Here is a 24,180-nt window from a genome sequence, read left to right on the forward strand (position 1 = left end):
CCTCCTGCGCATCCGGCGACCAAGTCCGCGCATCCCCCACCAGATCACTCACACACCATCAACGAGCCTGCACCGAAAGCGTTTCGGATCAATAGCACGTGATTTGATGGTCCATCGTCTGGAAGGCGATCTGTTCTGCCATGTCATCTCGCAGGATCGCCTGCATAACGACGCTGAGACGCGCTATCTCGATGGCATCTTGCGGATCATCATCGAGCGGAACGACGCCCCGCTGACGCAGCGGCGTGAGATCGGTGACCGGTTCGTCGGCGTGTGCCGCGACTTCGCGCTGCTGTACTGCTCGTTCCTACGCCATGCGGGGATACCCGCGCGCCTGCGGTCCGGGTTCGCCGACTACTTCGGCTCGGACGGATTCCACGGTGACCACGTGGTCACCGAGTACTGGGACAACGAGCGGGGCTGGCTGCTCGCCGATCCGCAGCTGGCCGACCCGGTCGTCAGCGACACGTGGAAAGTGGACTTCGACCCGATGGACGTGCCGCGCGACCGTTTTCTGGTCGCGGGCAAGGCGTGGCAGGCCATCCGAGCAGGCGATGCGGACCCAAAGACCTTCGGACTCCACCTCCCGGAGGAGGGGCCGATGTTCGGGGAGTGGCTCGTGGCCCACGACATCCGGATCGACCTCGCGGCGCTGAACAAGGTGGAGACGCTGCTGTGGGACACCTGGGGGGCGGGAGCGGGCGGCGACAGGGAGATGGCGGACGCGACCTGTGAGCTGTACGACCAGACCTCGCTGGTGGTGTGTGACGACGTTGCCTTCGACGCGGCGCGGAAGCTGTTCGCGGAGAATGAGGGGCTGCGGACGCCGAAGACGGTGCTGTCCTTGGCACCATTCAACGGTCCGAGCGAAGTCACACTCCGGTGATGCAGGTGGCCGGACATGCGCTTCACCACCTGCTGGGTGGTTGGCCTAAACGACGGAATGCTGACTGGCTCCCCAGGAGTGGCAGTGACTAGCCGGGTGCCTCGACGCCGGCTTCGCCGTGACCGGCTTGGGCTCGGAGGCGTTCGGCCTGCTGTTTCTTGGTGGCGATGTGTCGCAGGCTCTCCTGCAGTCCGGCGACTTCGCCGAGCCACTGCATCCATTTGGCTTCCCCGAGGCGCTGGTGAGTGTGTACGTCGATCTTGAGCAGCCGGGGTTCCTGGGCCAGGTCCAGGCGGAGCATGGGGCATCTGATGCAGGCGTTTTCATGCTGGCAGGGGGTTCCGTAGGGGCGATCGCAGGTGCCGAGGGCAACCTTGCGGAGGCTGAAGTGGTCGCGGAATTCCTGCCACTCGGTGTCGCTCGGCTCGCGGTACTCCTCGCTGGGGCGGTGGGTCCGGCGCTGGTCGACGAACTGCCGGTAGTGACGGATGACCTCCTCGGGATAAACCGCGACGTATGCCTGGGTCGTGTTGAGATCGAGGTGGCCCAGTAGCTTCGCGGCGATGTGGATCGGCAGGCCGCCGTTGACGGTCTCCGTGGAGAAGATTCTGCGGAAGTCGTGGGGCGTGAACCTGAGCGGTGTCCTGTCGACGTCGACGATGCCGGACCGCAGGGCAAGGTCGGTGAGAAGCTCGCGGATGCGGTTGGCGGAGATGACCTGCAGCCTGTGCTGGGAGGGGCACTGGAACAGATGCGTCAACGGCGGGCCGAAGACCCTCTCGTAGCCGTCGTACCGGTTCAGCAGCGGCACCCGCTCGTCGGAGCTTTGATGCGGCGGATGATTCTGGCGAGTACGGCGACCAGGTCCGGGTCGGCGGGGATGACGCGTTCGCGGTCGGTCTTGGACGGGCTGATCTGCAGCAGCGGCACCGTCTCGCCGGTGGGCGCCTGGTACTGGCGAAGGCTCAGGTGGGTGAGCTACAGCAGTTCCTCGATCCTGGCCCCGGTGCGTCGCAGCACCTCGATACCGGCCCAGGTCCAGAAGGCGTTGTTCTCCTCGCGTCGAACCGCGGGCCGGGCTCGTCGGCCGGGATAATGCACAGCGCGGTGGGCCGCCAGTGGCTGCCTTCCCGACCGGTGCGTCGAGAGCGCAGATCCTCGATGGCTAATTTTTCGCCCGGCTTCGCGGATCGGGCCGCCTCCAGGAGGAGCGTTGCGCGGTACAGCCGGTCCTCGGCGGCGCGGACGAGCTGCGGGAGGACGGGGACCAAGGTGCGTCGTCGAGGTGCTGCGTCAGCAATCCGATCCGGTTCATGCCGAGCAGCACGAGGTGGAGTTGCTGCGGGAGCGGTTCGTCGTGCTCGGAGCCTCAGCAGATCGGATCCGCACCGAAGGTCCTGACGCCATGACCTGTCCGCTCTGCATGCCTGCCCGCCGGTCACGGCCACCGGTCGGCAAGGAGCGTGATCCACTGCGCCAGAGCGCACACGTCGTGCGCGCAGGCGGCCAGGTGGGGTTCCGCGCCCTGCGCGAATGTCGGCTGTGCGACGAACCCGGTGACGGCATCCAACGTCGACGTGGGCATGGACGACAGTCGGCATGCGAAGCGCCTCGGCCGGGATCATCACCGATCCCTTCCAACCGGCCGTGCACGGGACCACGTGAACCCGTCACGCTGCCTGGCAGGAGCTCAAGCTGGCGGAGTGTCCGGGGTCCATACGCCGAACCACTGTTCGGCGCCGTACTCCTTGAACCGCTCCACCTCAGTGAAACCCAGCTCGGTCGCGAGGCGCATCGAGCGGTCGTTGGCGGTCTGGGTGCATAGCACCACCGGCTCGCCGGGGAGCACGCCGGCCAGCCAAGCCATTGCCGCTGCGCACGCCTCGGCGGCGTAACCGCGTCCCCACACTTCGGGCAGGAACGTGTAACCGAGTTCGGCCTCGCCTCCCCCTGGACTGACGTGCCCCGGACGCGTCGCGCCGGTCGAGCTCGACCATGCCGATCATCGCTCCGCCGAGGTCGATCACGAAGAGGCCGGGACGGCGCCCGGGCACCTCCGGCACGGCCTGCTGGAGCTCATCACGTGGTCGGGGGCCACCGAGGTAAGTGCGTACCTCCGGTGAGGCGAACAGCTCGATGAACACCGCACGGTCCCGGGCTTCGGACTCCCGGAGCACAAGCCGTGCGGTCCGTATCGGGGCAGGTGGCCAGGTGACGGGTCCAAGTCCGGTCATGGCGGACAACCAATCGCACACCCACCGGACAGCAGGCTCCGGACGGGTCTGGCGACGTGGGTACGCGTAATGCCGGCCCCGACGTTTCAGGTGACGCTCCACGGTGTCAAAGCGGAACTCGCCCACCGCTCTGCCTCCGGATACAGCTGACAGACGGGCAACACGCCGAGTGGAGCCCGTTCCTGAGCCACGCCCCGAGGGAGACCGGATCCGTCGAGGCCAAGTGGCCGGTGCCGTACGCGGGTCATCTGATGCGAGGGAGCCAGAGGGGTGTCCGCCTCCTCGAAGGGGTCTCGTCCACCACCCCGGACTGCCCCACACCGGCCTGTTGCACTCCTACGCGACGTCTGGCCGTGTCATGAGCGGCGACCGCACATACAACTCCAGGTCCGGACCGGTCGGGGGAACCGTGCTCCACATCGCGGTGGTGGCGTGACTCGCCCCGAAAGGCGATGCCTTACGACAGGTCTTTGCGCATCATGGTGCACATCGTTTCGTGACGCAGGAGTGTTCCGTCGGGGGCCTGTTCGTCCCATGCGTCCGGTTGGCGGTCGTAGGCATGGTAGCCCAACCTCTCGTAGAGGGCACGGGCACGAGCATTGTCCTCCTCCACACCCAGCTCCGCCTGACGCAGCCCTCGGCTCCTGATCCGCTGCTCCGCAGCCTCGATGAGAACAGTTCCCACACCGCAGGACTGCAGGGCCGGGTGGACAGCGAGTTGCCACAGCGTTCCCACGCCGTCCTTGGCCCGGTAGTCGACACCGCCCTTGGCGATCGGAATGTCGGCGCGGGCACAGACGGCGAGATAGTCGACATCGCCGTGCGCTCTGCGGTCCAACTGCTCCGCGACGCGGTCAAGGTGGCGGGCGGAGCCTGCCCAGCCGCACGACGCGAGGTCTGAGTGCACCAGATCCCGCACAGTCAGTCCCAGCGCAACACTGATCACTTCGGACCACCCCCGAGGTGTCAGTATTCTCCCTCGCCCGGAATCGGTGCAACACAGATTTCCTCGCTTCGCGTCGTCTCCTCTCCACACCGCTCCCGCGCTGGAAGAATGGAGGGACTCATGACGAAAGGGGTCTGCTTTCCATGAAGGACACGCCAGCGGGCGGCATCGTGGGCGGGGCAACCTCGCTCATCCCCGCGACGGAAGAGCACTTGTCGCTGCTTGCCGCGTGGTTCGCCGATCCCGAGTTCGTCCGCGACTGGGGCGGACGGCCTCTCACCCGGGGGGAAGTGGCCGCCAAGTACATCGGAAGGCGGCGTCCCGCCGTGGTGTCGTTGCTGGTCCTCAAGGGCGTCGATCCCTTGGGGTACGCCCAGTACGTCACCGCCGGCCCTCACGAAGGCGGCATCGACATGGTGCTGTTGCCTCACGCACAGGGTCAGGGGTACGGCCCGGACGCCGCCCGAGCCCTCGTACGTCACCTTCTTACCTTCGCGGGATGGGACAGGGTGACCGTCGATCCTGAAGCGTCCAACCGCAGGGCCGTCAGGGCATGGAGGAAGGCGGGCTTTCGCCCCGTCGGCCCGTGGGGTGGCCGGTTGCTGATGGAGTGCAGGTCTCCACACATCGGTCCGCCACGAGCGGCCCCGACTGATGCGTCTCTCTCGGGACGGACGAACCTGCCGGCTGCCGAGACTCCGTAGGAACGGCCTATTCGCTTGCATGACGAGCGATCAAGCGCGGAAAGTCGTGGCATGTGTGATCTGACGTCGGCCGACGGCAATGTCATCCTGTCGCCGCTGGGCCCTGATGATGTCCGGGCCCACTTGGCGGGCGAGGACGACCTCTTGGTGCGCTGGTTGAACGGCGGACCGGGAACTCAGGCCGGCACCGCGAGGTACATCCGCCACTGCACGGAGCAGTGGGCTACCGGTGGACCGCTGCGCGCCTTCGGGATCCGTGTCGGAGCCGAGCGGGCACTCGCGGGAACGATCGACCTCCGGTTCGAGATGCCCGGGCTCAGCACTGGGCAGGTGAACGTCGCTTACGGGCTCTACCCCGCCTGGCGTGGTCAGGGCTTGGCGACCCGCGCAGTCCTCCTGGTATGCCGATATGCGGCAGCCGAAGGTGCGGATCAGGCCGTGATCCAGGTGGATCCGGACAACACGGGCTCCGCCGCGGTCGCCCACAGGGCGGGCTTCACCTACGTCGGGCAAGCCTCGGGCACGGACGGTGACCGGTTCGACCAGTACGTCCGCGACCTGCCCGCCCCGCACCGGGCGGGCGACCTCCGACCGAAGCCGCTCGCACCGGCCGGGGCCGGGCCGATCCGAGTGCCGGCGGGACTCGTGGTCCTTGTCGGTCCGCCCGCTTCGGGCAAGACCAGCTTCGTGCGGGCTCTGATCGCGCGCGGGCACGTCGACGAGGGCGCAGTAGTGTCCAGCGACGAGATCCGTGCGGAACTCTTCGGTACCTCACCTGCCGAAATGAACACCGACGCGGCAGACGCCCGCATCTTCGCGGAGCGTGACCGCCGGATCGTCGCCCGGCTCGCCTGCGGACGGACGGCGATCGCTGAGTCCACGAACGTAACCCCCGGGGCGCGCGCTCGCCTCGTCCTCCTCGCCAGGCGCTTCAACGCGCCGGTGACCATGCTGCGATTCGCCCCGGACCTCGGCACGCTCCTCGATCAGCACGCGGGGCGGTGCCGCACCGACATCACCACGGCCGACGTCCACGCCTTCGCCGCGGACATGGCCCGGCATGGTGAAGCGGGCCGACTGCGCTCCGAGGGCGCACACGCCGTTCACGACGTCCCCGGCCGCCAGCAAGGGGCCACTCCTGCCGAAGCCGCGGCGCGCTTCTCCTTCATGTGACAGGCCGGCTCTTCGCGTCCATGGTCGCCTTCCGCCGGGCCCCTGCGGAACTGCGCGGAGCAGTACTCTCCGCTGAGTGGTCGAATGCGCCCGGCTTCTGGGGGCATTCGAAGCGCGGCAGCAGGCTGACGACGCGTGGCCCTCTTCTTCTTACGGCGTACCTGCGCGACTCCGCCTTGAGCCCAGCACGAAGGCCAGGCAAGAGGTGGACGATGACGCGTTGTTCAAAGTTCTGCAGGCTCACGCATGGGATCCGGGCCTGCGATTCGACCGCGCGGTCGTCCCTTTCGCGTGAATCGTCGAACGTTATGGAAAGCGCCGGTTGGAGCGGATGCAAGACGACATAGTTTCACATCGCAGCGATGGGACGGTTGAGATCAGAGCCGAGGCCGAGGAGGTGACCGGCTACTACGCCGACACTCCTCACGGGCCGCTGGTCCCTCCGATGGCTTGTTCATGAGAATGGGTTCTGGCTCAACTTCTGTGGTGATGGCTCATGTAGGTCGTCAGCGCGTCATGTAGCGGGCCGTGATGACGAGAGCCGCCACGGACCACGAGACGGCGCTGCGGCACGCACTGATCGGTGGAGCGGCCTCACTCACGGCAAGCCCCCATGCCGGTACTTTGAGTAGACACTTGTCGCTCTCAGTAAGGATTCGATAGGCATGCCGTACTCCCCTCTGCTGGTCAAGCCGTTTCGGGACGAGCTGGCCTCCATCGGCTTCGTCGAGCTCCTGACCGCCGACGACGTCGACCGCGCCATGAAGGAAGCCGCCACCGGCATGACCCTGGTGGTGTTCAATTCCGTCCAAGGCTCCGCCGCCGCCATTGCCCGGCCCGGCGTGAGGCTCGCCCTGGAGGGCGACGCCAAGCGCCCTGACCGGCTGCTGACCGTGTTCGACGAGCAGGACGTCGAAGCCACCCAGCAGATGCGCAGCTACTTCCCGGACATCCCGCCGTCTCACCCCTCCCTCGCCCTCTTCAAGGACGGCGAACTCGTCCACTTCGTCCCCCGTCACCGCATCGAAGGCCGCCACGCCGAGAGCCTGGCCGCCGACCTCGAAGCCGCCTTCGACGAATTCGGCCAGTAGCAGCGCGCCCGGCACCTCTTCCCCGGACAAGGGTGACCCTGGGCGTACAGGGTCACCCTGCCCGTAACCGAGCGACCATGCGCTGCTCGTCCCGGCGGAGACTGCCGGTGGGGAGAAGTGAGGTCTGCTTTCCATGGTCAGCGAGCCAGCACGCCAAGCCGGCGCCACAGAAGTCGAGCCAGAACTATTCTCATGAACAAAGCCACTCCGACTCCCCGTGCCAGAGCTGATGCGTTCTCAGTCGGCGAGATGAGCTGATCGCCTGCGCCATCTTCCCTGGTGGGTCGACGTGTCGAAGCGGATCGAACAGGGTCGGAAGCGTGCCGGGTTGGCGTACGTTCCGGGTGCCGGAGGATCGCCGGGTGGCGGAGGATCGGTGCCAGTTCTGGCCGGGCGGGCGGACCTGGCTGTTCGGCCTGGCTCTCTCCCGCGGCTTCGGAAAGCGTCTTCAGCGCACCAGGAGATCGATGGCGACCTCCAGTCGTTCGAGGTAGAAGTCCCTCGATGCGGCCTGGTGCTTGAGGCCGGTCGATGTGCTGATCATCGTCTGGGCGACTTGGCGGGCCGCCGCTTGTCCCGCCTCGACGGCGATCGCGTCTGTGATCAGTTGCTCGAAACGTTGCGGCGTGGTCTCAACGATCTCCCCCAGGAGGCCGGGGTTGTCCTCGATGACCACCGCCACATCGCGTGTCAGCGGGCCGATGTAGCGGCCCGCCCACTGGTCGAACGCATCGAGGAGGCGCTCCGCAAGGGGTCGGCCGGTGTCGGCCAGGACGTGTTCGACCGCTGTGATGTCGCGCTCCAATGCCTGGGTGACGGCGGCACGGAACAGGCTCTCCTTCGAGGAGAAGAGGAAGTAGAGCCCGGGCCGGGAGATGCCCGCCGCCCGCGCCACCTCCTCCATCGAGGTCTTCCGGTATCCGAATCGCGCGAACGTGACCATGGCGGAGTCCAGAACCATGGTCCGACGGTCGGCGGCTGTCGACGGCGGGTGGCTGGCGGCGGGACTGTTCATGGACCCAGCATACGAGCGAGAATCTTACCATACAAATCAAGACTAGTAAGTATAGTCGCCGTCATGACGACTCGCGAACCCATCTCCATGCCCTTCACCGCCTCCAGCACCGCGGACGAGGTACTGCGGGGCGTCGACCTCACCGGCGTCCGCGCGATCGTGACGGGAGCTTCCTCCGGAATCGGGATCGAGACGGCTCGTGCGTTGACCGCTGCCGGGGCGGAGGTGACGCTCGCTGTCCGGAACACGACGGCGGGGGACGCCGTCGCTGAGACGATCGAGAAATCGACCGGAGGGATACAGCCCCGAGCCGTCCGGCTCGACCTTGCCGACAGGACCACCGTCACGCGATTCGTTGACGCGTGGGACGGCCCGCTGCACCTGCTGATCAACAATGCGGGCGTGGTCACTGGTGGCCTCGAACGCACGCGTGAGGGCTGGGAGCTGCAATTCGCGACGAACCACCTTGGCCACTTCGCCCTCGCCGCCGGCCTTCATGACGCCCTGGCCCTGGGAGCGGCAGACCGCGACGGAGCACGGATCGTCTCGGTCAGTTCGACGGCGCACATGCGTGCCGGCATCGACTTCGAAGACCTCCACTTCGAGCGTCGCAACTACGATCCGCAGATTGCCTATGCCCAGTCGAAGACGGCGAACTCGCTATTCGCCGTCGAGGCAAGTCGTCTCTGGGCGTCCGACGGCATCATTGCCAATGCGGTGAACCCCGGCGGTGTCGCGACGGGACTGCAGCGGAACTTCACGACGCAACAGAAGGAGTCGCTCGATGCGGCCGAAACCGCCGGAGTCTTCACGTACAAAACGGTCGAGCAGGGGGCTGCCACCAGCATCGTGGCGGCCGTCGCCCCGGAGTTCGCGCACTCCGGAGGCCACTACCTCGACGATTCTCAAGAGGCCTACACCGTGACGAACGACGCCGACCTCGCGCAGCACCCGCACGGTGTCAAGGAATGGGCGCTGGATCCCGCCACCGCCAAGCGCCTCTGGACGGTCTCGACCGACCTGCTCCGCGTCTGACCTCTCGACGCCACAGCAGAGCAACTCGCGGAAGCGTCGGCGCCCGCCGCAAGCACGTCACGCAGGACGACGAGGCTCCCCCGGTCCCCCGAGTGCTTCCACGGGCGCGTTGATCGCGCACCCGGACCTCGGCTCGTCTCGCATGCCCACCTCCGGTGATTGCATGCTGCTGTCACCGAGCCTAGGCTCACTCACGGTCAGTGACTGCAGTTCGCCATCACATCGCTTCGAGGGCAGGAGTCCGTGCAATGTCCCGCGTGAGGGTCCACAACTTCTCCATCTCGATCGACGGCTTCGCCACTGGTGAGGGGCAGAGTCTCGACACCCCGTTCGGCCACGCCGGTACTCGGCTCCATGAGTGGTTCTTCCCGACCAGGACCTTCCAGCAGATGCTGGGCAAGCCGGGCGGGAACACCGGGGCCGATGACGCCATCGCCGGCACCTGGGATGTCGGCGTCGGAGCGGAGATCATGGGCCGCAACAAGTTCGGCCCCCAGCGCGGGCCGTGGGAGAACGACGCCTGGAACGGCTGGTGGGGGCCCAATCCGCCTTTTCACACGCCGGTGTTCGTTCTGACCCATCACCCGCGCCCCTCGGTGGAGATGGAAGGCGGCACTACATTCCACTTCATCGACGCCACGCCGCAGGAGGCACTCCGTCAGGCGCGTGAGGCCGCAGGCGACCTGGACGTGAGGATCGGAGGCGGCCCGGCCACGGTCCGCGAGTTCCTCGTCGAAGACCTCGTCGATCATCTGCACATCGCCGTCGTCCCGGTCGTCCTGGGCCGTGGCGAGCGGCTGTGGGACGGATGCGAAGGACTCGAGAAGCGTTTTCGGACCGAGTCCGTGACAACCCCCAGCGGCGTCACGCACCTGACTTTCACCCGGGCGTAGCAACCGCCTACGCGGGCCTCACTCGGTTCCGTTCTCCCACTCGTACCCCTCGAAGCCCGACAGGACGAACCTCCCTCACCGCGGCGGTGCCACCTTCGCCGTTGTCACAGCCGACCGGGGAGACCGCTGAACCTGATGGACGGTGCCTTCACCGACTGAGCGACGTGGCCGGGCTCGCCGACGAATGATGGCCACGCAGGCATCGGCAATCCGGTGAACACAGAGTGCCGCGACGCGTTGACCACGGAACGTACGCTTGCCCCGGCGCCATGGAACGGCCGGAGCGCCCGGGGCACCGACCTGACCGTCCGGGGTCCGTTCCCCCACGACACGGCAGGCGGGCCACCGGGCGACGAGGATCACTCGCCCTAGTCTGGGAAGGGTCAGCAAGCCGCCGGCAGCGCGCACGCACCGACCGCCCATGCGGTCCGGGGCGGATTCTCCACCGGCCGTGCGGCGGTCCCCCGGACTCAGGAAGTCTTCTGCCTCGTGCCCACCTCTCTCCCCCGCCGTGCCGCGCTCTCCGCACTGGCCGGCCTCGCGGCCCTTCCGCTCGCCGGGTGCGAGTCGCCCGCACCGGCCGCCGCCCCACCGGCTCCCTCAGGAGCCGGGCCCTCGCGCTCCGCACGGGCGGTGCCTCGTACGGCACCGGCCTTCCAGCAATTGGAACGGAAGTTCGACGCCCGGCTGGGCGTGTACGCCGTGAGCACCGGAAGCGGTCTGTCCGTCACCTACCGCCCCGACGAGCGCTTCGCGTACGCCTCCACCTGTAAGGCGTTACTGGCGGGCGCTCTGCTGGACCGTCATACGCTCCAGCAGCTCGACCGGCGCGTCCGGTACGGATCCGGTGACCTGGTCGCCAACTCCCCGATCACCGAGCAGCACGTGGACACCGGCCTCACCCTGCGCGAACTGTGCGACGCGGCCATTCGCTACAGCGACAACGCCGCTGCCAATCTCCTCTTCCGCGAGCTCGGTGGCCCTCGAGCCCTGCAGAGCTCGCTCGTCGCACTCGGTGACCGAACCACCCGGTGCGACCGCTACGAACCCGATCTCAGCGAAGCCGCGCCCGGAGATCCCCGCGACACCAGCACTCCTCGCGCCCTGGCCACTGATCTGCGCACCTACGTTCTGGGGGATGTTCTCGACGCGGACCGACGTGACCTGCTGACCGACTGGCTGCTGCGCAACACCACCGGCGACACGACGATCCGTGCGGGCACCCCGGCCGGATGGGTGGTGGGCGACAAGACAGGTACGGGCGGCTACGGCACGCGCAACGACATCGCGGTGGTCACGCCGCCGGACGCCGCGCCGATCGTTCTCGCCGTGCTCTCCCGGCGCGACAACCGGGGAGCGAGGCCGCAGGACGCGCTCATCGCGCAGTCGGCCCGCGTCGCGCTCGGCGCGCTCGCCGAGGTGGACCGGCCCTCGCCAGGGGAGGCTCAGGGGCGGTAGCGCAGCGGGTGGTCGGCGGGCACCTCGGTCAGGACGATGCGGTGGCCGTCCGGATCGGCGATCCACATCTCGATGAGCCCCCAGGGCTCCTGCAGGGGCGGGCGCAGGACGTGTGCCCCGCGGCCCGCCACCTCCTCGTGTGCCGCCGCGCAGTCATCGACCTGCATCCAGAGCCGCAGCGTCTCTGTCGGCGGCACGTCAGAGCGCCCCGACACCTCGAGGAAGCCGCCGCCGAGGAAGTACACCGTGCCCCGCTCGGGTCCCGTGCCGAACTCGCGGTAGACGGGGAGTCCAAGCGTCCGTCCGTAGAAGTCGCGTGAGACCTCGGGGTCACCGGGCCTCAGCAATACCCTGCTGCTCAGTACATGCACCATGATCCGACCCTACGCGGAACGCTCCGCCGGAGGGACGCCCTCCAGGCCTCCGGCTCAGGAGGCTTCGACCGCGGCCTTGATCCGCTGCCCGAAGGCCGGGGCGTCCTTCCGCGCGGCCGCGGCGGCGATCCCGACGAGGAGCTTGCCCACGCGGTGGCCTTCCAGTTCGTTGAAGATCCGCACCCTCGTCCGGCCGTCCGGCAGGGACTCGAGGTCGTAGCCGCCTTCCCGGGCCGTCACCAGGTTGGCCGACAGCTCGTTCCAGCGGATGCGCGTCGGGGCGACGAGCTCACTGATCCGGAACTCACGGCTGGTCGTCATACCGGCGTCCTTCACCGTACTGCGGTACACGGTGCCCACCACCGTCGGGCCGGCCGGGTCCTTGGAGATGTCCTGGACGCGTGGGCTGAACTGCCTGTCGTTCTCGCCGTCCGCAAGGAAGGCGAACACCTCTTCGACGGGGCGGTCGATGTCCACCGTCGCCTCGAACCGGGCCATGGAGGATCCTCTCGTTGGACGGGCGCGGCACACGGCGCGCAGCACACCCGGGGTGACGCTGCTTCCCAGGGTCCGGGGTCGGACGCCGCTCGGCAGCCGGACACGCCGATCCGGCAGGCAATCGGGTGTCGGTGACCACGGCGAGCCGGGCGATCCGCCGTCGCACGCGCAGCGGCCGGGCCGCTTCGCAGGCCACGCGGCCGGACGGGGACGGGCGTGCCGGACACGATGGCCGCCCGTTCCTCTTCCGCACACTTCCGTCTGCCGCCTCGCACCCGTCCGGATCTGCGGTGCCCTGTGCCGTCGGGTGTCCGACGGCCGTGCAGAAGAGGGGAGTTCGTGGTGCGAGATGACTACGCGCTTGCGCGACGGAGGGATCCGTCTTCGGACACCTCTCGGGCCCTCGCCCTCCCCCACCGCGCGTCAGCTGATGCCCTGGACCGCAGGCCCCCGGGCTCCGGCCGGCCTGCCCCTGCCGGCCGTCTCCGAGTGCTGCCCGGGGCCGGACGTGGCTGTCGAGCCGGACGAAATCGTCGTGGTGCCGATTTCGTTCTCGAGCAGCTCCGCCCACCGGCCGGCACGGCTCAGCGTCCGAGCTGTGCCGGCCGGCGGACTCTCCGCCGGGCCGTTCACCCGCCCGACTTCACGTCTGGCCGCGAGCCCGTGCTCCTGGCGGCCGGGTTCAGTGGGCGATGGAGTCGATCAGTTCGCGCGCGCCCTGGCGCAGCAGGGTGACGGCCACGGAGGTGCCCAGCGTGGCGGGATCGAGCGGGCCGGCCCACTCGTGCGCGTTGAGCACGGTCTTGCCGTCGGGAGTGAACACGCAGGCGCGCAGGGAGAGATCTCCGTTGCGATGAGCCGTGGCGTACCCGGCGATGGGAGAGTTGCAGTGACCCTGGAGGACGTGGAGAAACATGCGCTCGGCCGTGATCTCCCGGTAGGTCCCGGGGTGGCTGAGCGGGCTCACGGCGTCGATGGTCACCGTGTCGTCCGCGCGGCACTGCAGGGCGAGGACACCTGCCCCGATCGGAGGACACATGACCTCCGGGGCGAGGATCTCGCTGATCACTTCGGTACGGCCGATGCGATGGAGCCCCGCGACGGCCAGCACAAGTGCGTCCACCTCCCCCGAGGCGAGTTTCGCGAGCCTCCGGTTGGCGTTCCCGCGGAACGGGACGCAGTTCAAGTGAGGATGCGATGCGGCCAGTTGCGCGACACGGCGTACGGACGAGGTGCCGATGCGCGCTCCGTCGGGAAGCTGGTCGAGTGTGAGGCCGCCGGGGTGGACCAGGGCGTCGCGGATGTCGTCGCGTTCGAGGAAGGCGGCGAACGTCGTACCGGCGGGCAGCGGGCGGTCGGCGGGGATGTCCTTGACGCAGTGGACGGCCAGGTCTGCGTCCCCGGCCAGCAGGGCGGCGTCGACCTCCTTGGTGAAGGCTCCCTTGCCTTCGACCTTCGAGAGGTCTCCCATCCACTTGTCTCCCGTGGTCCTGACGGGGACGACCTCGGTGACGGTGGCGGGATGACGGGCCGCCAATTCGGCCCTGACTCGCTCGACCTGGGCCAGGGCCATGGGTGAGTCGCGCGAGACGATACGGATCAGCTCAGGGGCGGACATGGCACCACGATAGACCGCCCGGAGCCTTCACGGCTCGCGTCCCACGCGGTCGGGGCCGCCCTCTTCGCAGCCGCCGCGACACGGACCGGGGAGAGCGCACCGTCGAGTTCCAGCCGCATTGAGCGGCTGCGCCAGGACACCGAGGGCAGGCCTCGATGTCTTCCGGATGCATGACAATCACGCTTCTACCAGGGCGAGTTGCTGCGCAGCAGCCCGCGATTCCCCGCATCACCACCGGAAGACCGGGCAGTCCGGAATCCTGCCCTCGTCCGTACGTGGCTGAATCGAATGTCCGTGGCCTTGCCTCACCCGTCAGTGGACTGTCAGCCACCCGGCGAGATCCTTAGCATGACCTCCAAGGACATCGACTTCTCTCTTCGAACCGCGAGGGGCTGGATGAGCAACGGGGACACCTCCATTCCGAAGAACATCGACGTGAACGTGCCGAGCGTCGCGCGGATGTACGACTACTACCTGGGTGGCAAAGACAACTACCCGGCCGACCGGGTCGCGTGCGAGCAGCTGCTGGAGGTCGTGCCGAGCACCAAGGTCCTGGCGGTGAACAACCGGCGGTTCCTGCGGCGTGTCGTCCACCATCTGGCGTCCGAGTACGGGATCCGCCAGTTCATCGACCACGGATCCGGCCTGCCGACCCAGGACAACGTCCACGAGGTCGCCCAGGCCGTTGATCCCGGTGCCAGGGTCGTCTACATAGACAACGACCCCATCGTGCTGGCCCACGGCAAGGCCATACTCGAGGAGAACGACAGGACCGCGGTGATCCAGGCGGACATGCGCGACACCGCCGGGATCCTGGGTCACCCGGAGGTGCGCCGTCTCATCGACTTCGACGAGCCGGTGGCCGCCCTCTTCGTGTCCGTGATGCACTGCATCCCGGATGAGGACGACCCGGCGGGTCTGGTGCGCCGGGTCGCAGCCCGTCTCGCTCCGGGGAGCTTCCTGGTGGTGTGTCAGCTGGTGAGCGAGGACGCGGCCACCCGCGACTTCGTCACGGACTTCATGGCGAAGAGCACGGGGAACCAGTGGGGGCGGGTGCGGCGCCAGGAAGACGTGCACGGCTTCCTGGACGGCCTGGACGTGCTGGAGCCGGGCCTGGTGGAGGTGTCGACCTGGCGGCCCGACTCGGATCTGGCGCCGAAGCAGGCGACCCAGGAGTGGATCGAGTACGGCGGCGTCGGCCGGAAGTGGTGAGGCTCCCGGCGTCGGGACACGAGGGGCCGGGCGCTCAGGCGTAGCGCTCGCGGGCCTTCCTCAGCATGTCCCGGCTCTCGGCCGGGCTCGGCGACTGGGCACTGAGCGAGTCAAGGATCCACCGGTACTCGTCCGTGCTCTCCTGCTTGTTCACGGACGTGGCGTTGGTCAGGTGCTCGATGTACGCGACATCGGGAAGCCCCTCCATGGCGAACCGCAGATAGGTGATCGCGTTGCCGGGAGACGTGTGGGCGGTCACCTCGAAGGGGGCCACCTGCACGGTCACGTGAGGCAGCTCGGTCATCTCCAGCAGATGACCGAGCTGTTCGCCCATCACCCGGACGCCGCCCGTCGGACGCATCAGCACCGCCTCGTCCAGCAGCACCCAGAGTTTCGGAGCATCACGCCGCCGCAGCAACTCCTGGCGTCTGAGACGCAGTTCGACACGGCGCCGGGTGATCTCCTCCGATTCGAGGGTGTGCCCCGAGCGCACCACCGCGTGGGCGTAGTCGGCCGTCTGCAGGAGCCCCGGAACGTAATGCCCCTCGTACGTGCGGATGGAGGCGGCGGCCTCCTCCAGGCCGACGAGGGGCTCGAACCAGTCCGGCAGCACGTCGGCGTAGTTGCGCCACCATCCGCGCTGACCGGCCCTGCGCACCAGGTCGATGAACTCGGCGGTCCTGGCCGGATCGGTCACACCGTAGAGCGCGAGAAGGTCGGCCGCGTCGCGTTCCTTGCACGGGGAGTGCCCCGTCTCCAGCCTGCTGATCTTGGCGGTCGAGCACCGGATGCGGACCGCGGCGACATCCGGGGTGATGCCTGCCTCTCCCCGCATGCGTCGCAGCTGTGCCCCCAGAACCAGGCGCAGCGCTGTAGGACTTGCCCCTGCGGCCGGAGCGAGCGTCGGCTTCCCTGACGGCTGAAGCGGTTCGATGCCGGGCATGCGGACTCCTGAGGACGGGCGCCTTGACGACAGTGTGCCATCAGCGGCACCGTGAGGCCCGGCCGTTGCGGGAGTCCGCTGCCCGACTGTCCGTATTCTGCCCGTACGGCTGCGAGTTCAGCCGGTCATGGTGTCGAAGTCGCCGTCCCTGACGCCGGCGAGGAACGCGCGCACCTCGTCCCCGGTGTACACGAGGGCGGGGCCTTCGGGATGCCTGGAATTGCGCACGGCCACTTCCCCGCCGGGCAGCAGCGCCATCTCGACGCAGTTCCCGCTGGGATTGCTGTGATGGCTCTTCCTCCACTGCACACCGGTAAGGGAGTTGGCGGGAACACCGTTGTCGAACTGCTGCATGTGGTCCATTCCTTGTCGTCGTGCTGACACACCCTGGTGAGGCACCAGGGTCCGCACCGGGTGAACAGGTGTCCCCTGCTCACACCCCTGGGTGCAATTCCGGATGCAATTGCACCCAGGGGGCGGACGGCGGTGATACTAGTGGCCGTCCGGCACCACGGGACCACCGGCCAGCCTTCAGCAAAGGGTGATCAGCGCTCATGTACGCGGAGAGACCATCACGTCACGCAGCGGCAGAGAGCGCGACCGGGGCGGCCGGGGCCGGGGCGGATCCGCACGAGGAGCTGGCGCGCCATCTCGGCATCGAGGCTCCGGGATTCACCACGCGAGGACTGGGTGCGGACCCCGAGAGCCTGAGGCAGGCGCGCGCGTTCGTCCGCGACGCGGTCGAGCGTTGGGGGCTGCGCTCCTGCGCGGACGACATCGCCCTGGTCGCGGGTGAGCTGGTCAGCAACGCGGTCTGCCACGGGCTCGAGGCCACCGCGGCACGGTCCACGGCGCGGCTCGGTCTCGCGCGCCAGGACGGGTCACTGGTCTGCGCGGTGAACGATCCCAGTTTGGAGGTACCCGTGCTGCGGCAGGCGGACGAGTCCCTCGAACGCGGCCGGGGCCTGCGCATCATCGACGCGCTGAGCAGTTCCTGGGGCTGGTGCCGACCCACCGGGACGGGCAAGACCGTCTGGGCCAGGATCGCCGTCGGCCGGGCCTTCGGACGCTACAGCCCGGCCAGCGCCGCCCAGGCCTCCGCCAGCAGCGTGTGCCCGAGCGGGGTGGGATGGACTCCGTCACCCGCGATGTGTTCGGCGCCGCCGGCGGCGCGCGCCGCCTGGTTGAGCAGTCCGTCCGCCGCCAGCAGTGCGGCGCCGAACTCCTGGGACAGCCGCCGCACCGTCTGAATCCTGGGGTCGAGGTCCTCACGCCAGGCCCACTGCTCGTCCCGCACCGGCACGAGGAAGGGTTCGATGAGGATGAGCTGGGCATCCAGCTCGTCGCGTACCTGCGTGAGGATGGCGCGGTAGTCGTCCTCGAAGGCGCGGGCCGAGGTGACGGATCCGGAGCAGTAGCGGCGCCAGGTGTCGTTCACACCGATCAGGACGGACACCACGTCCGGCCGGAGTTCCAAGGCGTCCTCACGCCAGCGGGCCCGCAGGTCCGCGATGCGGTCGCCGCCGACCCCCCGGTTGACGAACGTGATGCCGCTGTCCGGCCGCGCGGAGCGCACACGGTCGGCGGCCTTCCGGGCGTAGCCGTTGCCCAGTGGGCTGTCCGGCTCCACCAGCCTGCCCACCTCGGTGATGCTGTCGCCCTGGAACAGGACGGTTGCCGAGCGATGCAGGCTGATGGTCACGCAGTGCTCCGTACGGTGAGGATCCGGTGGACGCCGGAAATGATCCTGCCCAGGAACAGCAGACATGATCCCGTCCGGGTCGGCACGCCCGGACCAGGCCTAACGGGCCGCAGCCGGGACGCGCAGCGCACTGAAGTCCAGCACGCTCTCCACCTCCAGAAGCGTCTCCTCGGCCACCCGCCGGACCTCGGCCGGAACGTCGCCCTGCTCCTCCACCAGTCCGGCGTAGATCGGTGCGTCGGATGCCTCTGCGAAACTCACGTGAACTGCCTATCGATCGGTTATGCCCGCCAATCAGCGGAAACGGGAGCCGAGTGTACGCGCTCGCCCAGGAGAGCCGGAGAGCGGACCCGTGCAACGGTCCCGGACGAGGCGAAAACCCGTTGCCGGCTCCGGCGGCCACTGCGAGGCTGTGCGCACCGAGGGGTGTAGCTCAGAGGCCAGAGCGCCGGTCTCCAAAACCGGATGCCGCAGGTTCGACTCCTGCCTCCCCTGCGTGACCGGTTCCCCGCGCGGCGACGGGCGGGGAACCGGGTACGGCTACTCGATGACGAGCTCGACGTCGATGTTGCCGCGGGTGGCCTTGGAGTAGGGGCAGTAGGCGTGCGTCGCCTCGACCAGGCGCCGGCCGGTCTCTCCCTCGAGCGCCTCGGGCAGTTCGACACGCATGACGACCGAGAGCCCGAAGCCGGTGTCGTCCTTGCCGATCGAGACCTCGGCCGTCACGGAGACGTCCTTGGTGTCGACCTTCATCTCGCGGGCGACCGAGCTCATGGCGCTGGCGAAGCACGCGGCGTATCCGGCGGCGAAGAGCTGCTCCGGGTTGGTGCCCTCCCCGTTACCCCCGAGCGCCGGCGGCAGGGCGAGCGCGAGGTCGATCTGTCCGTCCGAGCTCACTGCCCGGCCTTCACGGCCGTTCGCGGTGGCGGCAGCGGTGTACAGCGCGTCCATGGTGATGGCCTTCTCTCGTACGACGGTGACCGCGGACCGGCCACACCATGAGAGTGGCACACAATTAAATTGCACACAACCCAATCGCGGACGGCAGGCTAACCTGGACACATGACGCCACCACCTGCCCCGGCCTCCCCCGACCTCACCGAACTGCCGGACACGGAGCTGCTCAGGCTGGACCATCAGGTCTGCTTCTCGCTGCAGGCGGCCTCTCGCGCGTTCGGCGGCGTCTACCGTGAAGCACTCAAGGGCCTCGGCCTCACATACCCCCAGTACCTCGCGATGATGGTCCTGTGGGAGCACGGTCCGCTTCCCGTCAAGACGATCGGAGAGCGACTGCACCTGGACTCGGGCACGCTGTCGCCTTTGCTGAAACGGCTGGAGTCGGCCGGTCTCGTCAGGCGTGAGCGCAGCCCGGAGGACGAGCGGTCGGTGACCGTCCACCTGACGGAGGCCGGGGCCGGGCTGCGCGAGCGCGCCCTGCCGGTCCCCCGCTCGGTCCTGGAAGCCACGGGGATGTCGGTCCAGGAGGTTCTCGCCCTGCAGGAGACGCTGGGGCGGCTCACCGCGTCCCTGGGACGGACCACCGCCGGCTGACCCTCGTCCGCCCCTGTGGCGGAGCGGGCGCAGGGGCCGCACAGCACTCGCCGTAGTTCCGGGGCCGAAATATGATGCAGGAACTATCGCAACGCGGAGCGGCCCATGAACCGGCGTCGAACTCCCCGGTCGGCGAGCGCCGAGGACCTGCTCAGCACCTTGCAGCATCTCACTGCCCGTGCCCGGCAGGAGGTGGAGCTGCACCAGGCCCGTGTCGAGCTGGCCCAGGCCCTGCAGCGCAAGATGCTGCCGGCGGCGCTGCCCGCCTTTCCGGGACTTCAGACCGCTGCTCGCTACGCCCCCGCGCGCGACGGGCTGGACATCGGCGGCGACTGGTACGACGGTTTCGTCCTGCCGGACGGGGCACTGGGCCTGGCCATCGGCGACGTCCAGGGACATGACGTCGAAGCGGCGGCCTTCATGGGGCAGATCAGGATCGCCATGCGCGCCATCGCCAGTTCGTCGGCCGATCCCGGTGAGGTCATGGGCCGCACGAACGATCTGATCCTCTCGATGGATTCCACTCTCTTCGCCACCTGCTCGTTCCTCAGGCTGGATCCGCGCACGCGGGAGCTGAGGAGCGCCCGCGCGGGTCACGTCGCGTCCGTCTGGGCGACGACCGACGGGCGCTCGGGCATCACCGCCGACGCCGGCGGCCTTCCGCTCGGCATCGAGTCCGGTCAGCACTACCCCGTCACCCGGCGCGACATGGCTGTCGACGGCGCGTTCGTCCTGCTCACCGACGGAGTCATCGAAGGGCCGTCGCTGTCCATCGACGACGGTCTGGACCGGGTGAGGCGCGTGGTGAGCGCCTACGCACGCGCTGACGCCGAGGAACTGGCCGACCGGGTGCTCCGTGCCGCGGTCTTCACCGGCCACGAGGACGACGCGGCCGTGCTCGTCCTGCGCCACGACGCCGCCGTCCCGGAGCCGGGGTGAGCACGCGAGCCGGTCCAGCCGCGCGTGTCACCGACGGCCCTCCGTCGCGAGCGGTGTCTTATGAGATGCGTGATCCGCAGCGAAAAGGCCAGACGCCGAACCGTGATCGTGCTGCAGATGCTGGGCATCGCCGCTGCTTACTACGCGTCGGGACAGCTCGGTCTCCGCAGACAGGTCGTGGTGGAGGGGGCGGTCGTCACCCCGCTGTGGCCACCGTCAGGCATCGCCCTGGCTTCGCTGTTCTACCTGGGGATCCGCGTCTGGCCCGGGATCGCCCTCGGTTCGGTGTGCACCGTCATCTCGATGAGCGACGGCTTCACCTACTGGGGCCTCACTGTCTCCGCCGGCAGCGCTCTGGCCCCTCTGTGCTCATACCTGGCCTTGCGTGCCGTGGGGTTCCGTACCGAGCTGGACCGCCTGCGGGACGGGGTCGCCCTGGTCTTCCTGGGAGCTCTGGGCGGCATGCTCATCAGCGCCACTGTGGGCACGGGGGTACAGATGCTGAGCGGAGCACTGCCCGCGGGTGATTTCTGGCAGGTCTGGTCCGCCTGGTGGGCGGGGGACGCGATGGGCGTGCTCATGGTCACCCCGCTGCTGCTGGTCATGCGCACGGCCCGCCTGCCCCGGCTGGACGACCCGTGGCCGGAGGCCCTGGCTCTCGCGGCCGTCACCCTGGTGGTGACAGCGGTCGCCACCAGGAGTGAGCTGTCCATGATCTATCTCGTCTTCCCCGTCCTCGTGTGGGCGGCGCTCCGGTTCCAGCTGGCCGGCAGCGCACCGTGCGCCCTGTTCGTCTCCGTGGTCGCGATCGTCGCGGGGACGGACGGCGTGGGCCCGTTCAAGGGCCACTCGGTGCTCGAGGTGATGCTCAACCTGTGCATCCTCAACGGCTGCGTGGCGCTCACGGCTCTCCTGCTCGCGGCGATCGTGACCGAGCACAACAACATCCGCCACGAGACCGAGGTGGCCTGCGAGGAGCTGGCCGCCCTGGTGGAGGAGCTTGCCCCGCATCCGTCGGCAGAGGGATGGTCCGACGGGCCCCGGGGCGGGCGGGAGTAAGGACCTCTCGTCCTCGCCCCGGCCCGTGCCGAGCGGCGTGCCTCTCAGGCGGAACGCGGGAAGTGGTGCGCCAGGAAGTCGTTCCGGAAGGTGCCTGTGGGGTCGAACCGGGCGGTCAGCCGCTCGAAGTCGGCGTAACGGCCGTACAGCTCTCGCAGCGCGCCGGGGGGCGTGGTGAAGACCTTGCCCCAGTGCGGCCTGGCTCCGAACGGGGCCAGGGCCTCCTCGATCGCCCCGAGGGCGGGTGTGACGGCTACGGTGTCAGGCACCCAGGTGAAGTGGAACGCCACTGAGTCCCTGCCCTGGGCCGGGCTGAGCCACAGGTCGTCGCCGGCCACGGTGCGGATCTCACCGATCTGCAGCAGGTGCGAGAACCGCTGCCGGATCTCGTCCAGCGCCTCGTAGGCAGCCACGGCGTCGTGCCGGGCGACGAAGTACTCCGACTGCAGTTCCTCCCCGTTGCTCGGGGTGAATTCGAGGCGGAAGTGCGGCAGTCTGGCGTGCCAGGGGCCCTGGACCCCCTGCTGCTGGGTGCAGTGCTCGGCCGCCACACCGGGGACCGGATGCCTGGGCCCCTGCGCGAGCGTCGCCCCGTGCCACTCCTGCGGTGCGGTGCGGGGACCCTCGCCCGCGACCCGGTGCTTGAGCCAGACCTGGTCGAGCGGGCCCCCGTGCCAGCCGGTGAAGAGGCTCACGCTGTATGCCTCGGACATGACCTCGTCGAACCGGCCGAGCAACTGCTCCTGCGGAAGACCCTCGTACACCCACTGCTGGATCTCGAACGCAGGTACGAGATCGAGGGTCAGCCGGGTGACCACGCCCAGCGCCCCCAGAGAGACGACCGCACCGTCGAAGCCGGCTTCGCCGCGCGCCAGGGACGTGATTCCGCCGTCCGCGGTGACGAACTCCATGGCCCTTACCGCGCCGGCCAGGGAGCGGTTGCCCACGCCCGATCCGTGGGTGCCGGTGGCGCAGGCTCCCGCGACGGAGATGTGGGGAAGCGAGCCCAGGTTGTGCAGGGCGAACCCGGCACGGTGCAGCACCCCGGTCAGCTCCCCGAAGCGCAGACCGGCGCTCACCGTCGCCGTCCGGGCCTCCCGGTCGATCTCGATGGACCGGGGCAGACCGGCGACCGATATGAGCGCGCCCTCGGTGTCGGCGACGGTGTTGAAGGAGTGGCCCGTACCCAGCGCCCTGAAGGCCGTCCCGGCCGCCACGATGTCCTGGAGTTCGGCGATCGAGGCGGGTGTGTGGAGCTGCTTCGCGCCGAAGGTGATGTTGCCGGCCCAGTTCGTCTGGGGACCGGACGCGGCATGCGCGGAATGGTCGATCATGCTTCCGGAGCTTACGCTCCGGCCGTCGCCGGGATCAGGGCTTGTGCCCCACACCGCTGACGGCGTGGGACGGTGGGGTGTCCTGGGAGCCCCGGCCGGGGTCGGGGCGCCAGTCCGACGTCCTGACGACGCCGGGCTCGACGACTTCCAGTCCGTCGAAGAACGCGGCGATCCGGTCCGGGTCGCGCAGGTGGTAGGCGCTCGCGGAATGCGCGTTGTACGCCTCGATCGCACGGGTCATCGTGTCGCTGGTGTCCGTGCCGTCCGCGAGGGCGAGGTGGCTCCCGGACGGTAGCGCCGCCATCAGGCGGGCGACCAGGGCCCAGGGGTCCTCGTCGTCGGGCAGCTGTCCCAGGATGCCGAGAAGCATCAGGCCGACGGGACGCCGGAGATCGAGGGTCCTGGCGGCTTCCTCGATGATGCGGCCGGTGTCGCGTACGTCCGCGTCGACATACGCGCACGCTCCCTCCGGGGTGCTGGTCAGCAGGGCGCGGGCGTGCGTCAGGACCAGCGGGTCGTTGTCGACGTACACGACCCGGGACTCCGGAGCCATCCACTGGGCGACCTCGTGCGTGTTGTTGGCCGTGGGCAGTCCCGTACCGATGTCGAGGAACTGGCGGATGCCCGCCTCCCCGGTCAGGAAGCGGACGGCGCGGGCGAGGAAGGCGCGCTGGTCACGCGCGATGCTCGCGATGTCCGGGAAGGCCTGGATGATCATCTCGCCCGCCTCGGCGTCGGCGGGATAGTTGTCCTTGCCGCCGAGGAGGTAGTTCCAGACACGGGCCGAGTGCGGCACGTCCGTGCGCAGCCGGTCGGCCGGCGGCTGTCGCTGTCGGTCATCGGGTGGCTGTCGGTCATCGCCCATGTCGGAAGCCTCACACCCCGTGTCGGCGGAGCGGTCGCACGCCCGGGAGCGCGTCGGGCTCAGTACGGCAGAGGACGCCCGGACGGCGTTCGCAGATCCAGCGGGGGCGGCCCCGTGGGGGGCTGCGGACGGCGGACGATCTGGATGCGGCCCACGGCCACCACCTCCTCCTGGTAACCCGGTATCTGCCCACCCAGGCGCCCTTCACACGTCGGGAGCCGTGCGGACCGCCGGGACCCGCTCGCGGATGCGGACCCGGCGATCTGCGGTAACCCTGGATGGGGGGAAAGCCGAGGGCGAGGAGGATCCGCCATGTCCGCGATGGACAAGATCAAGAAGATGCTCAAGGGCCACGAGGACCAGGCCGGGAAGGGTGTCGACAAGGCCGGAGACATGATCGACGACCGGACCCAGGGCAAGTACGGCAAGCATGTCGACACCGGCCAGGACAAGCTCAAGCGGCAGCTCGGCTCGGACCGCGACCAGGGCGACACTCCCCGTTCCTGATCACCGGACGTCGTCCCACGTCACACCGGCGCGGGGGGGGGGGGGGGGGGGGGCCCCCCCCCCCCCGCCGGGGGCCCCGCCCCCGGGGGGGGGGGGGGGGGGGGGGGGGGGAGATATTACCCCGCGCGTCGGGGGCCCGGCGG

General features: G+C 68.9%; 27 protein-coding genes, 1 tRNA gene and 2 pseudogenes. 14 read left to right on the forward strand and 16 right to left on the reverse strand.

Features of this window, described 5'->3' with window-relative positions; all coding sequences use genetic code 11:
- The first annotated feature begins 43 nt into the window (after window positions 1–43).
- Window positions 44–886, forward strand: a complete 843-nt coding sequence (locus tag ACIRJR_RS36200) for a transglutaminase-like domain-containing protein (RefSeq protein ID WP_403788935.1) — start codon at window positions 44–46, stop codon at window positions 884–886.
- 88 nt (window positions 887–974) lie between these two features.
- Here the strand turns inward: ACIRJR_RS36200 and ACIRJR_RS36205 are convergent, their stop codons facing one another.
- The 5 genes and pseudogenes from ACIRJR_RS36205 to ACIRJR_RS36225 all read right to left on the reverse strand — a co-directional run bounded on the left by ACIRJR_RS36205 (window position 975) and on the right by ACIRJR_RS36225 (window position 4,066).
- A complete protein-coding gene (locus ACIRJR_RS36205; protein WP_403788885.1) occupies window positions 975–1,697 on the reverse strand; it encodes a tyrosine-type recombinase/integrase in 723 nt (240 codons plus the stop codon).
- Window positions 1,685–1,816: a hypothetical protein gene (locus ACIRJR_RS36210; RefSeq protein ID WP_403788887.1), complete on the reverse strand. Its 132-nt coding sequence runs from the start codon at window positions 1,814–1,816 to the stop codon at window positions 1,685–1,687. Before ACIRJR_RS36210 ends, ACIRJR_RS36205 begins: the two co-directional genes overlap by 13 nt.
- Window positions 1,817–2,324: 508 nt before the next feature.
- Window positions 2,325–2,471 carry a hypothetical protein gene (locus tag ACIRJR_RS36215; protein ID WP_403788889.1) on the reverse strand — a complete coding sequence of 49 codons (147 nt, stop codon included), beginning with the start codon at window positions 2,469–2,471 and terminating at the stop codon, window positions 2,325–2,327.
- A 105-nt stretch (window positions 2,472–2,576) separates the two neighbouring features.
- A pseudogene (locus ACIRJR_RS36220) lies at window positions 2,577–3,120 on the reverse strand (GNAT family N-acetyltransferase).
- Window positions 3,121–3,577: 457 nt separating this feature from the next.
- Entirely contained in the window at window positions 3,578–4,066 is a 489-nt protein-coding gene (locus tag ACIRJR_RS36225; RefSeq protein ID WP_403788891.1) for a GNAT family N-acetyltransferase, read from the reverse strand.
- A 143-nt stretch (window positions 4,067–4,209) separates the two neighbouring features.
- Between ACIRJR_RS36225 and ACIRJR_RS36230 the strand changes: the two genes are divergently transcribed.
- The 3 genes from ACIRJR_RS36230 to ACIRJR_RS36240 all read left to right on the forward strand — a co-directional run bounded on the left by ACIRJR_RS36230 (window position 4,210) and on the right by ACIRJR_RS36240 (window position 7,034).
- Entirely contained in the window at window positions 4,210–4,770 is a 561-nt protein-coding gene (locus ACIRJR_RS36230) for a GNAT family N-acetyltransferase (protein WP_403788893.1), read from the forward strand.
- Window positions 4,771–4,821: 51 nt separating this feature from the next.
- On the forward strand, window positions 4,822–5,943 hold the full coding sequence (locus ACIRJR_RS36235; protein WP_403788895.1) for a GNAT family N-acetyltransferase: 1,122 nt from the start codon (window positions 4,822–4,824) through the stop codon (window positions 5,941–5,943).
- Window positions 5,944–6,608: 665 nt separating this feature from the next.
- Entirely contained in the window at window positions 6,609–7,034 is a 426-nt protein-coding gene (locus ACIRJR_RS36240) for a BrxA/BrxB family bacilliredoxin (RefSeq protein ID WP_403788897.1), read from the forward strand.
- A gap of 448 nt (window positions 7,035–7,482) precedes the next feature.
- On the opposite strand, the gene ACIRJR_RS36245 is transcribed toward ACIRJR_RS36240, so the two are convergent.
- Window positions 7,483–8,049, reverse strand: coding sequence for a TetR/AcrR family transcriptional regulator (locus tag ACIRJR_RS36245; RefSeq protein WP_403788899.1), 567 nt, complete (start codon window positions 8,047–8,049; stop codon window positions 7,483–7,485).
- 63 nt (window positions 8,050–8,112) lie between these two features.
- Between ACIRJR_RS36245 and ACIRJR_RS36250 the strand changes: the two genes are divergently transcribed.
- The 3 genes from ACIRJR_RS36250 to bla all read left to right on the forward strand — a co-directional run bounded on the left by ACIRJR_RS36250 (window position 8,113) and on the right by bla (window position 11,435).
- Window positions 8,113–9,084, forward strand: coding sequence for an SDR family NAD(P)-dependent oxidoreductase (locus tag ACIRJR_RS36250; protein WP_403788901.1), 972 nt, complete (start codon window positions 8,113–8,115; stop codon window positions 9,082–9,084).
- 248 nt (window positions 9,085–9,332) lie between these two features.
- Window positions 9,333–9,977, forward strand: coding sequence for a dihydrofolate reductase family protein (locus ACIRJR_RS36255; RefSeq protein WP_403788903.1), 645 nt, complete (start codon window positions 9,333–9,335; stop codon window positions 9,975–9,977).
- 489 nt (window positions 9,978–10,466) lie between these two features.
- Entirely contained in the window at window positions 10,467–11,435 is a 969-nt protein-coding gene (bla, locus tag ACIRJR_RS36260) for a class A beta-lactamase (RefSeq protein ID WP_403788905.1), read from the forward strand.
- On the opposite strand, the gene ACIRJR_RS36265 is transcribed toward bla, so the two are convergent.
- The 3 genes from ACIRJR_RS36265 to hemC form a co-directional block, all read right to left on the reverse strand.
- The gene (locus ACIRJR_RS36265; protein ID WP_403788907.1) at window positions 11,423–11,809 is read right to left on the reverse strand and encodes a VOC family protein; all 387 of its coding nucleotides are present in this window, start codon (window positions 11,807–11,809) and stop codon (window positions 11,423–11,425) included. The genes bla and ACIRJR_RS36265 overlap by 13 nt on opposite strands.
- 54 nt (window positions 11,810–11,863) lie before the next feature.
- Complete coding sequence (locus ACIRJR_RS36270; protein WP_403788909.1) at window positions 11,864–12,307, reverse strand: SRPBCC family protein; 444 nt, start codon at window positions 12,305–12,307, stop codon at window positions 11,864–11,866.
- A 682-nt stretch (window positions 12,308–12,989) separates the two neighbouring features.
- Window positions 12,990–13,925 (reverse strand): hydroxymethylbilane synthase, encoded by a 936-nt coding sequence (gene hemC / locus ACIRJR_RS36275; protein WP_403788911.1) that lies wholly within the window; start codon window positions 13,923–13,925, stop codon window positions 12,990–12,992.
- A gap of 396 nt (window positions 13,926–14,321) precedes the next feature.
- Between hemC and ACIRJR_RS36280 the strand changes: the two genes are divergently transcribed.
- Entirely contained in the window at window positions 14,322–15,137 is an 816-nt protein-coding gene (locus ACIRJR_RS36280; RefSeq protein WP_403788937.1) for an SAM-dependent methyltransferase, read from the forward strand.
- A 34-nt stretch (window positions 15,138–15,171) separates the two neighbouring features.
- Here ACIRJR_RS36280 and ACIRJR_RS36285 read toward each other — a convergent pair whose 3' ends face one another.
- Together ACIRJR_RS36285 and ACIRJR_RS36290 are read right to left on the reverse strand one after the other, a co-directional pair.
- Window positions 15,172–16,080 carry a helix-turn-helix domain-containing protein gene (locus tag ACIRJR_RS36285; RefSeq protein WP_403788913.1) on the reverse strand — a complete coding sequence of 303 codons (909 nt, stop codon included), beginning with the start codon at window positions 16,078–16,080 and terminating at the stop codon, window positions 15,172–15,174.
- A 117-nt stretch (window positions 16,081–16,197) separates the two neighbouring features.
- Entirely contained in the window at window positions 16,198–16,434 is a 237-nt protein-coding gene (locus ACIRJR_RS36290) for a DUF397 domain-containing protein (protein WP_403788915.1), read from the reverse strand.
- A gap of 200 nt (window positions 16,435–16,634) precedes the next feature.
- On the opposite strand from ACIRJR_RS36290, the pseudogene ACIRJR_RS36295 reads away from it, so the two are divergent.
- Window positions 16,635–17,111 (forward strand): annotated as a pseudogene (locus ACIRJR_RS36295) (ATP-binding protein); the annotation flags it as partial.
- Between the two features lie 38 nt (window positions 17,112–17,149).
- Here ACIRJR_RS36295 and ACIRJR_RS36300 read toward each other — a convergent pair.
- Together ACIRJR_RS36300 and ACIRJR_RS36305 are read right to left on the reverse strand one after the other, a co-directional pair.
- Entirely contained in the window at window positions 17,150–17,782 is a 633-nt protein-coding gene (locus tag ACIRJR_RS36300) for a GDSL-type esterase/lipase family protein (RefSeq protein ID WP_403788917.1), read from the reverse strand.
- Between the two features lie 99 nt (window positions 17,783–17,881).
- A complete protein-coding gene (locus ACIRJR_RS36305) occupies window positions 17,882–18,043 on the reverse strand; it encodes a hypothetical protein (RefSeq protein ID WP_403788919.1) in 162 nt (53 codons plus the stop codon).
- 161 nt (window positions 18,044–18,204) lie between these two features.
- Between ACIRJR_RS36305 and ACIRJR_RS36310 the strand changes: the two genes are divergently transcribed.
- Window positions 18,205–18,277 (forward strand) — tRNA-Trp (locus tag ACIRJR_RS36310).
- A 45-nt stretch (window positions 18,278–18,322) separates the two neighbouring features.
- Here the strand turns inward: ACIRJR_RS36310 and ACIRJR_RS36315 are convergent.
- The gene (locus tag ACIRJR_RS36315) at window positions 18,323–18,733 is read right to left on the reverse strand and encodes an organic hydroperoxide resistance protein (RefSeq protein WP_403788921.1); all 411 of its coding nucleotides are present in this window, start codon (window positions 18,731–18,733) and stop codon (window positions 18,323–18,325) included.
- 111 nt (window positions 18,734–18,844) lie between these two features.
- Here ACIRJR_RS36315 and ACIRJR_RS36320 point away from each other — a divergent pair, with 111 nt between their 5' ends.
- From ACIRJR_RS36320 to ACIRJR_RS36330, 3 genes are all read left to right on the forward strand, one after another.
- Window positions 18,845–19,333, forward strand: coding sequence for a MarR family winged helix-turn-helix transcriptional regulator (locus tag ACIRJR_RS36320; protein WP_403788923.1), 489 nt, complete (start codon window positions 18,845–18,847; stop codon window positions 19,331–19,333).
- Window positions 19,334–19,438: 105 nt separating this feature from the next.
- Window positions 19,439–20,272, forward strand: a complete 834-nt coding sequence (locus ACIRJR_RS36325) for a PP2C family protein-serine/threonine phosphatase (protein WP_403788925.1) — start codon at window positions 19,439–19,441, stop codon at window positions 20,270–20,272.
- A 69-nt stretch (window positions 20,273–20,341) separates the two neighbouring features.
- A complete protein-coding gene (locus ACIRJR_RS36330; protein ID WP_403788927.1) occupies window positions 20,342–21,331 on the forward strand; it encodes an MASE1 domain-containing protein in 990 nt (329 codons plus the stop codon).
- Between the two features lie 44 nt (window positions 21,332–21,375).
- On the opposite strand, the gene ACIRJR_RS36335 is transcribed toward ACIRJR_RS36330, so the two are convergent.
- Both ACIRJR_RS36335 and ACIRJR_RS36340 read right to left on the reverse strand, forming a co-directional pair.
- Window positions 21,376–22,665 carry an FAD-binding protein gene (locus ACIRJR_RS36335; RefSeq protein ID WP_403788929.1) on the reverse strand — a complete coding sequence of 430 codons (1,290 nt, stop codon included), beginning with the start codon at window positions 22,663–22,665 and terminating at the stop codon, window positions 21,376–21,378.
- Window positions 22,666–22,699: 34 nt separating this feature from the next.
- On the reverse strand, window positions 22,700–23,530 hold the full coding sequence (locus tag ACIRJR_RS36340) for an SAM-dependent methyltransferase (RefSeq protein WP_403788931.1): 831 nt from the start codon (window positions 23,528–23,530) through the stop codon (window positions 22,700–22,702).
- Window positions 23,531–23,842: 312 nt separating this feature from the next.
- On the opposite strand from ACIRJR_RS36340, the gene ACIRJR_RS36345 reads away from it, so the two are divergent.
- On the forward strand, window positions 23,843–24,037 hold the full coding sequence (locus ACIRJR_RS36345; RefSeq protein WP_403788933.1) for an antitoxin: 195 nt from the start codon (window positions 23,843–23,845) through the stop codon (window positions 24,035–24,037).
- The last annotated feature ends 143 nt before the right edge of the window (window positions 24,038–24,180 follow it).

Source organism: Streptomyces sp. NPDC102402, from assembly GCF_044765765.1.
Lineage (GTDB): Bacteria > Actinomycetota > Actinomycetes > Streptomycetales > Streptomycetaceae > Streptomyces.